Raw genomic sequence first — 12,737 nt, 5'->3', positions numbered from 1 at the left:
TCTGAGCCCACTTTAATATTAAAAAAAACCATCAATACCGCCTTTTTTAAACGATTACGCAACAAAGCATTCGGTATAAAAGATTGTCACATTCATAATGAAATCTGTCCTCATATCACAAGATTAAAACTTGTAGAAAAATTTCTCATTACTTAGAAGCAAGCATCTTGAATACTTCAATCATCAATCAAAGAAATCGTTTACAGTAGCTTTTTATACTTAAAAAAATAACCATATATTGATGAAGGAATATAAGTTAAGAGATTAAAAGGCAGAAAAATCTTCTGCCTTTCATATAAAAATGTACAATGGATCTCTTTTAAAAACGGTGGCGCAATCCAGCAGAGAAACTCGTTCCAGAAAAACCAACTTTTTTAAGCCGATGCTGATAACTAATATCCCCACGAAGAGAAAGTTTTGAAGAAAGACGCGCATTAAACCCAAGCCCTGCTTCTAAGTGAGAACCAAAAGAACCTAACTGAAAATCATCTTTAAAAGAAACAAATTGCTTATCTTCAAAACTATGCAAATAAGAAAACTTACTATAAAAAGAAATCTCTCGTCCCTCTTGAGAAACATTAAGTGTCTTACTTAAACGCCCACCAACACCCCCCATCCATTGATGAAATTTCCCCAAATCAACATCAATCTGATCAACATCATATGCTTGATAAAACTGAAGTTGCTGATACATAACCTGAACCTGCGGATCAAAAACAACACCTTTATATCCTATTGAAAACCTTTTTCCACTCGTTAAAGATCCACTAAACTGTTTTCCCTTTAACGCCAAAACCTTACCTCGTGCAAGCGTCAAAATATCTCCCTTAAAAAGACCATAGGATAATACTCCATCAATATAAAAACCCGTATCATGCTGTAGACTTCCATAAGCCCCAACAGACCATTTGTTTAATGCGCTTTTTTTACTTTGTTCAACCTCCTGAGGATATAGAGAAAGATTTCCATAGTTTCCCAAAGCTCCAAAGAGTGTACGCGTATATAAACCCTCCATCTCGTTTAACAAAACACCGGCTTGCAACGCATTATAATCAAGCTCAGCGCCATAGCCATATTCAAAATCAGATAAATTGGAAGCATAATGATGACTTGCCCCATAAGCATGCAGAAAAAAGGCCGTATCTTTATTATCTCTTCCAAAAGAATAAAAAGCACCCCGCATTGTCTCTAACATCTTATTTTGCGTGGTCATCTCCATAAATCCCGCATGGAATAAAGCATTTGGCAAAAGCAGATACGTTGGCAATTGAGGAACAACAGCTATAATTCCTTGTTCAGGCTGCCCATCAAACGGGACAGAAAGATGAGACGAAGGCTCAACAGGAGCAGAAGGTTGAGAAGGCTGTGGTTCAACGGGTAGAGAAGCAGAAGCCGTAGATGAAGGAGATACCGAAGAAGAGGGTGAAGCCGATATCAATGATGTAGGAAGGAGATCGGGAGAAGAAGGAGGAGGCTCAACAGGAGCAGAGGAAACAGACGAAGACGAGGCAGATGTCAATGATGTAGGAAGAAGATCGGGAGAAGAAGGAGGAGGATCAACAGGAGCAGAGGAAACAGACGAAGAAGACGAGGCAGATGTCAATGATGTAGGAAGAAGATCGGGAGAAGAAGGAGGAGGATCAACAGGAGCAGAGGAAACAGACGAAGAAGACGAGGCAGATATCAATGATGTAGGAAGAAGATCGGGAGAAGAAGGAGGAGGATCAACAGGAGCAGAGGAAACAGACGAAGAAGGCGAAGTAGATGTCAATAATGTAGGAAGGAAATCGGGAGAAGAAGGGGGAGGATCAACAGGACCAGCAGATGGTGAAGAAGGCGGGTCAGACATCAACAATGTAGGAAGTGTATCGGGAGGGGGAGAGTCTAAAGGATGAGATAATGAAAACGAAGCAGGTTTACCAAATGGACCATGATAAGAACCCAATCCAGAATGAAGATAGATCCCTTCAAGACGGAAATCCCAAAAATCTCCCTCACCTTCCACTAATCTTTGCCTAGCATCCGCTTCTCCAAAGGGCGAACCTGGACCATAACCACGAATACGATATTGATAAGGAAAACCTTTCACCGTAGCATAACCATCATAACCATTGGTAAGTCGAAAAGAACCTGCCTGCGCTTTTCCAGCAACTTGAATGAGTGAAATGCTTTGATCTCTTCCCTTATAGACTTCTTTTTTTACAATTTTTGGAAAACTTTGTACCTCAACGAATGTCGTTCCTACGACATCACCAGAAATCAATATACGATCGGTTTTTTGGGAATCAAACAAACCCTCATCACTCAAAAATGCACTCAACCTAATCCGAGCATTTCCTTCAGCGCTGTAGACTTTTTTATCTTTTGATCTGAGAATTTTATCTCCTGCCTCTATGCCTATTTTTCTCCCAATGCGCAAGATTTGATACCCATTCGATATATCTTCATCATCAAAGATCAGTGTACTATTAGAAAGACTTAGAGAAGAAAGTGATGAAACAGATTCCTGTAAACCGTTGTATTTACTTTTGGTCAGATACCATTTCGAATAACGGGTTAATTCTAAATCAACAGTCGATTTATCGTCAACACGCGTCCCTCCTGTCAGAAAAGAAAAATTCGTTTTCACCAATAGAGAAGCATTATTTTCAGCTTTTAGCAACAAATCACTAGAAATCTTTGTTTCATCTGATAATTCAAGAATACCTTTCACCTCGTAGTCTTTATTTCCCTTCGCATAAATCGCAATTCCATCTGGAACTGTCATATCCGTCTTTGATAAGGAAACAAACGCCTTCCCCGTAATGACTGTTTTGCTTTTTAAAAGTTTTTCACCCTCGCGTTGTCCCGACATTTTAGCAAGCTCTTCTGGAGTTAAAACACTAAAATACAGACCATATGTCCCCTCTCCTTTCACAGAAATATTGTTTTTTTCTATCTTAATGTTTGTATTTTTAAAGCCATTCGGTGAAACATATTTTTGAATTATTTTGCCATTATCACCGACATAACCTGAAAAATTTTTAATCAAGAATGCATGCATAGAGTTAAGCTGAAAAAAACCGTTTTTCAAATGAACACCTCCCCCTTGAAAAACCTCAAAAGCTTCCGGCAATACCCCCATAGCACCATCATCATCTGTTTTCGCTTCCTCTCTTCTCCCCTGTCCTATAATCCCCATATTCTCGAGAAGATAGCGCCCCCCAAACTGCGTTGAAAATGAGCCAATCTGATTAAAATTAATAGTACCATCTGACATTCTAACCATTGCATCAAAGCCACTCATAATACCGACCCCTTTTACATTCAAATTATCAGGCTCAATATCGATATTCACGCTCACTAAAGAAATATCCGTCTCTCTCCCCCATGCATAAACAGCATGTGATGTTCCTTTAATTTCTCCTACTGTCATACTAATAACGGCATTTTGAGCACGAAGAGCAGGCATATACTTAAAATCTGCGGCGGTTAGATTAAGTCTCCCACCATTTCTTGCGTATGCTCCATAGGCAGATATTTTATCTGGATTATCACCATAAACGGTTACCTGAGATGCATGAACAATAGTCCCTGGTTTTTCTACATAGAGAGCTGCAATAGGTGCAAAACTAGCAGACTCCTGCTGAGAACTTTTTAAGTAATAAACTTTATTTGCGAGAAAGTGCATTTTTCTATCATCGCATTTATAAAAGGCATCTCCTAGATCATTTAAAGCTCCTGCAGCACTTACATAAGTAACCTGTAGAAAATAAAGAACAGCTGTTGTAAAGTTGCATAAAAATACATGTCTTTTAAGTACATAAACCATAACGCTTCTCGACTCCTATTCCCCTACTTCTCTTCATTGAAGAATAATATCTATATTTAAGTAAACAAAATTATTAAAATACAATAAATATTAAAATAAAGAGCCATTTTTACTTAATATAACATTATATACTTATATATAAGTTACTATATAGTTTATGTATAGCTAAAAATGATAATGTAATCTAGCAGAGAAACTCGCACCAGAAAAACCAACTTTTTTAAGCCGATGCTGATAACTAACATCCCCATGAAGAGAAAGTTTTGAAGAAAGACGCGCATTAAATCCAAGCCCTGCCTCTAAGTGAGAACCAAAAGAACCTAACTGGAAATCATCTTTAAAAGAAACAAATTGCTTATCTTCAAAATTATGCAAATAAGAAAACTTACTATAAAAAGAAACCTCTCGTCCCTCTTCCACAACACCAAGCGTCTTGCTTAAACGCCCACCAACACCCCCCATCCATTGATGAAATTTCCCCAAATCAACATCAATATGATCAACATCATATGCCTGATAAAACTGAAGTTGCTGATATATAACCTGAACCTGCGGATCAAAAACAACACCTTTACACCCTATCGCAAACGTTCTGCCGCTCGTTAAAGACCCACTAAACTGTTTTCCCTTTAACGCCACAACCTTACCTCGTGCAAGGGTCAAAATGTCTCCCTTAAAAAGACCATAGGATAACACCCCATCAATATAAAAACCCGTATCATGCTGTAGACTTCCATAAGCCCCAACAGACCATTTGTTTAATGCGCTTTTTTTACTTTGTTCAACCTCCTGAGGATATAGAGAAAGATTTCCATAGTTTCCCAAAGCTCCAAAGAGTGTACGCGTATATAAACCCTCCATCTCGTTTAACAAAACACCTGCTTGCAACGCATTATAATCCAGCTCAGCGCCATAGCCATATTCAAAAGCGGATAAATTAGAAGCATAATGATGACTTGCCCCATAAGCATGCAGAAAAAAGGCTGTGTCTTTATGATCTCTTCCAAAAGAATAAAAAGCACCCCGCATTGTCTCTAACATCTTATTTTGCGTGGTCATCTCCATCAATCCCGCATGGAATAAAGCATTTGGCAAAAGCAGATACGTTGGCAATTGAGGAACAACAGCTCTAATTCCTTGTTCAGGCTGCCCATCAAACGGGACAGAAAGATGAGACGAAGGCTCAACAGGAGCAGAAGGTTGAGAAGGCTGTGGTTCAACGGGTAGAGAAGCAGAAGCCGTAGATGAAGGAGATGAAGGAACGTCCGGAACAGATGGCTTAGATGGCATAACCTCATCAGTAGAAGTCTCAACGGGAACAGTAGGCATAGGTACAGTAGAAGGATCCTCTGGAACCGTTGGAACAGAAGGAAGCTCAGGCGAAACAGGTTTAGAAGGAGTAAGTGTAGAATCCGTAGGAGAAAATGTTTCAGACGGTTTAGATCCTTCCGGCAAAGAAGGTGTAGATGGTATAAGGGGAGGCTTAACAGTAGGCGGTTGTTCAGGCGAAAGTGTCTCTGTTGGTCGCTCAGAAGGAATCTTTTCTTCTTCAGATTGAGGAGGAATAACCGTAGGCGTCGGTTTAGAAGCAGATTCAGAAGCATCTAAATCAGAACCAATGTAAACACTTTGGAGACGAAAGTCCCAAAAATCTCTTGTTCCTGCAACCAATCTATTTTTGGGATCTGCATTTCCAGCAGAAGAACTTGGACCATAGCCACGAAGTTTATATTGATAAGGAAAACCATTTACCGTCGTATAACTATTGTGTAGCTTAAAAGAATTTTCCTCTGCCCTCCCTGCAACTTGAATAAGTGAAATACTTTGATCGCCCTTCCTTCCTATTTCTTTATCTGAAGTTTTTTGAAATTGTTCCATCTCAATGAGGGTTGTTCCCCCAATATCCCCATAGATCAAAATGCGATCTGTTTGTTGAGAATTAAATGAACCATCATTATGCATAAATGTGCTCATCTTAATCTGAACATTTCCCTCCGCACTGTATACTTTATTGGACACGTCATCCACACTAGCTGTTTTATTGCTATTGTCTAATGCATGAATATCGTCTCCATTATTTATTTTGTTTCCAATATACAATGTTTGATAATCTTGAGAGACATATTTCTCAAAAACAACGGTACTATCCAAAAGGCTCAAAGTAGAAAGCGATGAAACCGTAAAGTCCGCTTCTTGTGAACCTTGATATTTACTCTTAGTAAGATACCATGTTGAACCATTTCTTAACTGCAAATCAATACGAGACCTACCCTCAATGCGTGCTCCCCCTGTAAGAGTCGAAGAATAGGCTTGAACACGAAGAGAAGAATTATTTTCAGCTTTTAACAATAAATCACCAGAGACTTTTGTATTTTCCGATAATTCAAGGGTAGCTTCAGCCCCATAAACAGCATCTCCGGTACCATAAATGGCAATCCCCTCTGGAACTAAAAAATTTGTCTTTGATAACTGAACAGTGGTCTTTTCCAGAGCAACGCCTTGCGCTCCCAGATTTCTCATATTGCCCCATACATCATTGGCATCTAATCCATAAAAATACAGACCATAGGCTTCCTTCCCCTGAACAGAAATATTGGATTTTTCAATCTTAATATTCGTCTTCTTAAACGCATCAGCTAAATTAAATCCTTGCCTCAACAACCTAGCTTCATTATTCACATTCCCTGAAGAACTTTTAACCAAAAAACCATGCATATCACTCAGTTCCATAGAACTATTATTCAATTGAACAAAGCCACCTTGAGAGATATCAAAAGCTTCTGGTAATTTATTGATACTTTTCTCACCAACGATAACAGTTTTTTGTTTTCCTTTTCCCTTAATGACAGAACTATCGAAACTATACTCTCCCCCCAAAATTGATGAAAACGGGCCTTTCCCATTAAAAATAACGGTACTCCCTGACAGCCTAATCTTTGAACCCAAACTGCTAATCAGAGCAGTCTCTCCTACACCATTCAATTCTTTTGGTGTCGTTTCTTTTGGTGTCGTTTCAATCTTGACACGCACTAAAGCAATATCTGTTCCTTTACCCAATGCAGAAATAGCGTGAGAAACCCCCGTAATAGTGCCATCTGTCATGCGAATAACCGCACTTTCAGCATGAAGAGCAGCTATATTCTTAAAATTTGAATCTTTTAGATTAAGATGAGCTCCCTCTTTTGCTAATGCACCATAGCCGTATAATTCATCTGCACTATCACCCGTAACAGTTATCTGCGAGGCATCAACAACTGTCCCTGCTTTTTCTACATATAGAGCTGAAATAGGAGTAGAATCAGAAATAGATTGTTGAGAATATTTTAAATGATACGTTTTATTTTCAAGTGTATGTTTTTTACCATCATTGCATTTATAAAATGGGGCATTTGGATCACAGAGATTTCCTAAATTATGAGAATTTGCATTAACACTCACGATTGGCAAAAAAGAAACAATAGCCGTTGTGATAAATAAAAATCTATAATCTCTTAATACATTAATCATAATTCTTTTCCCAATTTTTTCTTCCGCCCCCTTGACTTAAAAATAAAAAATACGCGCAATAACGCTCACTTAAACAAACAAATAGTGAGAAATATAAAACTTAGATATTCATTTTATACTATACACAACATTATGTGTTTTATATAAAAATTCAGATTATATTTCATAGGTCCCTAAAAACGATAGCGTAACCCGTCCAAAAAAATCCTCTCCATACAATACAAAGTTTGAGGACAACTGCGCATTCAACCCCACTCCAGTTTCGAGAGAAGAACCCAAAGCCCGCAATTGGCATTGATCTCCAAACTGCACACATTGTTCTCAACTAAAACTAATGGCAATATGAAACTTTCCATTGAAGATCATTGACCGTGTTTTTAACACTTCCAATAAAAGAAACCTTATCCCAAACACTCTTCATTTTTTCTTGTGCAAGTACCCCTGATGAAATTTTATCAGTGTTTTTTAACGGCAAAACCCCATCAATCTGCAAACTTCCTCTTTCCTAACCTTAATGCTTACCTGACCAAACTTTCTTGCCTTCGAAACACCAGAGAAACTGCTATTAGCAGTATCTGAACAAGTATCACGTGCACAACCCACACTCCTCAAAAACATCACATGAATAGGACTTTAAAAGAAAACGACACAAAAGCTCCTCTTGCACATTCCCATCTATATTATGAATAAAGAATAAAATAGACATCGTAAGAGCACATAAAGATACATGACGTTTTAATACTTCCATCATTATTGGCTCTAAACTTCCCTTACTTCATCTTCATTAAAAATCGAAAAGATAGATCTAGCTCATCGATAGATTGTTCCTATTATGTGCTATCCGAATAATTTGTTTTGGATTATATGTAAAGTTAAAAACATAAAAACAACACAATAAAATCATGTTTTGTACTTACAATTTTCACAAAGGGTGAATTATAACGAAAAAAATGCAACTAAAAATGATAGCTTAATCCACCAGAAAAATGCGTTCCAGAAAAGCCAGCTTTGGTAAATTTATGCTTATAAATCAGATCACTATGAAAAGTAATTTGGGGGGATAACTGCGAATAAACACCAAATCCAGCTTCTAAAGAAGAACCAAAAGAACCAAGCTGAAAAGCATCTTTAAAATACACAAATTGTTTATCATCAAAATTACGAACGAAATGAAGCGTACCATAGAATGAAAGAACCTGTGCATCTTTCGTTAATGTCAGTGTTTTAGTTAAATGCCCCCCAATACGCATTCCCCAATGATCTGGTCTTCGCATATCAATATTAAGATTATCAATATCACGCGTGTTATGAAACTGAAGATTTTGATAAACAAATTGAACCTGTGGTTCAAAAATAAAACATCGACAACCTATCATAAATGTTTTACCAGCCGTTAAGGAAAAACTTAAGGGCTTGCCTCTCAATACAGCCGTTTTACCTCGCTCACGTGTAAGAACATTGCCATTAAACAAACCATAAGAGAAGAGACCATCCATATAAAAACCCGTATCATGCTGCATACTCCCATATGCTGTGATTGTCCATTTATCAAATATACTTTCTTGACGTTGTTTCACCTCTCGAGGCAGCAAAGAAAGCTTGCCATAATTTCCCATAATCCCAAAGGATGTTGTACTGTATGCACTTTCGATTTTTTTGAGTAAAATACCTGCCTCTAGTGCATTATAATCAAGGTCGCCTCCATATCCATATTCCAGTGCAGACAAGTTGGAAGTATAACGATGATGTCCCCCGTAACCACGCAAAAATAAAGCTGGATTTTCATTAGTTTTCAATAATCGACGAGAAAAAGTTCGCAGTGTTTGCAACTGCTTATTTTGATGACTAATATCCACCAATCCAGCATGAAATAAGGTATTTGGCACAAGAATATAAGTCAAAACCTGTGGAACAATGGTTCTCACATTTGGCTCAAAATGAGAAGAAAGTTCAAAAACAGGGGGAGTAACAGAAGAGCTAGATTTAGGCGACACAACAACAGAAGAAGTGGAAGGAACAGATGACGATACAGATGAACTAGACGCAGAGGGAGAAACAACAGAAGGAGTACGAACTACAGACGGCGATACAGGGGAACCAGACGCAGAAGAGACAACAGAAGGAGTACGAGTAACAGAGGGCGATACAGGGGAACTAGACGCAGGGGGAGAAACAGTAGAAGGAGTACGAGCTACAGACGGTGATACAGGGGAACCAGACGCAGAAGAGACAACAGAAGGAGTACGAGTAACAGAGGGCGATACAGGGGAACTAGACGCAGGGGGAGAAACAGTAGAAGGAGTACGAGCTACAGACGGCAATACAGGGGAACCAGACGCAGAAGAGACAACAGAAGGAGTACGAGCGACAGAAGGCGATACAGGGGAACTAGACGCAGGGGGAGAAACAGTAGAAGGAGTACGAGCTACAGACGGTAATACAGGGGAACCAGACGCAGAAGAGACAACAGAAGGAGTGGAAGGAACAGAGGGCGATACAGGGGAACCAGATGTTGGCACAACTGGATGAGATTTAGGAGTACTGGGTCTAACAGGTGTAAGAGAGGGAGGAGAAGAAACAGGAGGAGGATTTGGAACATCCAGCATAAAAACATCAAAAACATCAGATACAGTCTTAAGATGGGGATCCCTATCAGGAAAATCTACAGGAGAAGAAAGACTTGGCTCTTGAGGTTTCTGCTGAGAATTAGGATCGATAACCTCCTCTTCACCTCCAGTCATATGAGGATGATTTTTAGGAAAAGCAGGAACCTCATCAGAAACAGGAGGAACAACAGCATCAAGAACAGGAAAAATTTCAGTGGGATCAAGAGAGGAAGAATCAACCATTTTACTTTCAAGGCGAAAATCCCAAAATGTTCCGGTGTTTTTAAGCACTCTTTGATTGGAATCTGCTTCTCCTAAAGTAGAGCTTGGACCATAGCTTTTAAGACGATATTGATAGGGAGAAGCATCAAGTGTGACATACCCTCCCTTTAACTGAAAAGAATCTTCAGCGGCTTGCCCATAAACCTGAATAATGGAAATCCCCTGATCATTACCACCTTCTCCCGTCAATGCCCCAGGACTTCCAAGAACCTTATAGACATGGACTATCGTTTTTCCCTCAAGGCCACCATTGATTAAAAGTCGATCCGTTTTCTGCTCTTCAAGCTTTCCTCCTTTATCCAAATATGTATTGAGATAAAGATTTGCATTACCTTGCGCTTTATAAACAGTCCCTGATCCTTTTCCAATGAGAAGTGTCTGATAGCCATCTGTTGTTTTGGATTTTAGTTTCTCAAAAATAAGAGAACTATTCGTAAGTTCGATCGATGAAATAGAAGAATAGTCTTTTAACCTAGAACTAGAAGCATCAGAATTTTGTAATTGTCCAACTTTTGGTCGCGATAAAATCCACTTTGAACCATTTTTTAACACTATCTCGGCTGTAGAACTTTCATCAACATATGCGCTTCCTTGTAAAGTAGAAGCATCAGCTTCGATCTTGATATTAGAGTGTTCAACAGCTTTCAGGAGTGAATCGCCAGAAACTTTTGAATTTTGTAAGAGTTTAACAGAACTTTCAAATTCGCGGCTATAAATAGCTGTACTTTCTGGAGCTATAAAAGTTGTCTGGGTCAACTGGACCGACCCTTTTCCAGGTATGATTGTTTTTTTATCATTCAAGACAGCTTCCCAAAAAAAGTGCATCCCATGAAATGCTTTTCCTCTCACAAAAATATTGGAATGTTTAATATCAGCAACAGCATTATTATTTCCTTGCAATACAAGGCCATGAACGTTATGAACATTAACATTTCCCTTCTGAAAATGAATCATGCCTTTCCCTTGAAGCATACTGAAAGCAGAACCTTCACGAGGATTATCTGTACTTGTCGCCTGTTTCCCCTTTCCGATAATAGAAACACCCTCTAAATCAATTTCGCCCTCTCCTCCTGTTTGGACTCCAATACCCTCAGTAAAGTCAATTTTCCCTCCTTTCATATAGATTTTTGCCCCATTATGACTCAAAAGACCTATCGCATCAGCCGGTGTTATAATCTCTGTTTTGGTCAAAGAAACCAATGACTGCTCACTCGAAACACTGATCCCCATTCTGGTTGCTTTAATCACCCCGTTTTGCATATCAAAAACGCCATCCTCGTCAATATCAGCCCCTATCGACACATCATTTAACATGGAGTCGAACAGAGCAACGCCTCCTCCTTTTGAAGCTTTTACACCGGTTGTCCAAACGCCTTTTCCGGAAGGACCATTAGCATTCGAAACACCGTTAATGATTATAGCCTTTCCCTCAATGAGGGTATTTTCCCCGGATGCCTCTAAAGCTGCCTCAGAACTTTCACCCGTGAGTTGATAAGTTTTCCCAGAAATTTCATGCGTTTTCCCATCGTTACAGTGATAAAATGAAGCACTTTCGTTACATGAATATTGCTTCTTCTGAGAAGAAACGTCACCGGCATCAGCATTGTATACAAAGAAAAAAATAACTGTTGTAAAACGACATAAAGAGAGATGATTTTTGAGCATAATTTTCTACAAACTTTCTTCCCCTTCCTCTAAAAACAAAAAAACACGCGTTCTATTGAATAACTTTGGCTACGCGTGATAATTTAAAATACGTTTTGTGTTTTATATAACTACTCCACACTTTGTGTAAAGCCATAATCTACAAATATCACAATTTAAAATTGTATTATTTACAAAATAACGCGTAAAAATAGAGAAAATCATAGCCCCCAAAGCAGTGATCTCAAGAGAATTTGTAAACTGACACAAAAGAAGATAATGTATCACCTCACAACTTTATGTTTCTCGCGTTCTCTAAGAAAGTCACAACCATCACGAAAAACCAAACACCCCAAACAGAATATAAATATGTTGCCAATTCACATGCTTATTTGAAAGACACATCTCTCAACGCATCGAAGCTCATTTCGCGATAGCGCGCCCCTTGGAAAGATAGAATGGTCAATTCATTGAGCATCCCATCTATACACTGATGAATAAGTAAGCCGATATATCCCCCACGTTACCACCCTTAAAATATTGTAACAGCCCTTAGACCCTTGAGGCGATTCATGAAAAGACTTTTAGCTCCTTTCTTATCCTCATTTTTACTCACACGACCTCCCCCTTGTTACCTGGAAACAAATGATTTTGATTGAGTGAACATAGCCCAGATCTAAAATGAGAACGCCCAACGATATTCATATTTTTTAAACAATGCATTATTATAAAAAATATCTTTCATAGAGGAAAAAACAGTAAAAACGGTGCCCCAGAAAGCCTTATCTCGTTTCTAAAAAGAAACAAATTTTCTCATGCAAAAACATTCTTTAAAAAAGCTTATCTTCAAAGTTGCAAACAAAATAATAAAAAAACCACAAGCGATG

At 38.5% G+C, this 12,737-nt stretch carries 3 protein-coding genes; all 3 read right to left on the bottom strand.

The features are described 5' to 3' along the window. Nucleotides 1-319: 319 nt before the first annotated feature. The 3 genes from FJG96_RS00405 to FJG96_RS00395 all read right to left on the bottom strand — a co-directional run bounded on the left by FJG96_RS00405 (nt 320) and on the right by FJG96_RS00395 (nt 11,871). On the bottom strand, nt 320-3,811 hold the full coding sequence (locus FJG96_RS00405) for an autotransporter outer membrane beta-barrel domain-containing protein (RefSeq protein WP_139412285.1): 3,492 nt from the start codon (nt 3,809-3,811) through the stop codon (nt 320-322). Nucleotides 3,812-3,976: 165 nt separating this feature from the next. Then, the gene (locus FJG96_RS00400) at nt 3,977-7,318 is read right to left on the bottom strand and encodes an autotransporter outer membrane beta-barrel domain-containing protein (RefSeq protein WP_139412284.1); all 3,342 of its coding nucleotides are present in this window, start codon (nt 7,316-7,318) and stop codon (nt 3,977-3,979) included. Nucleotides 7,319-8,274: 956 nt separating this feature from the next. Next, the gene (locus tag FJG96_RS00395) at nt 8,275-11,871 is read right to left on the bottom strand and encodes an autotransporter outer membrane beta-barrel domain-containing protein (RefSeq protein WP_210234973.1); all 3,597 of its coding nucleotides are present in this window, start codon (nt 11,869-11,871) and stop codon (nt 8,275-8,277) included. Nucleotides 11,872-12,737 lie beyond the last annotated feature (866 nt).

The sequence above is a fragment of the Bartonella mastomydis genome (genome assembly GCF_900185775.1).
Classification (GTDB): domain Bacteria; phylum Pseudomonadota; class Alphaproteobacteria; order Rhizobiales; family Rhizobiaceae; genus Bartonella; species Bartonella elizabethae.
Note: the sequence above shows the minus strand (reverse complement) of the source record. Positions and strands in the feature narration are given on the sequence as shown.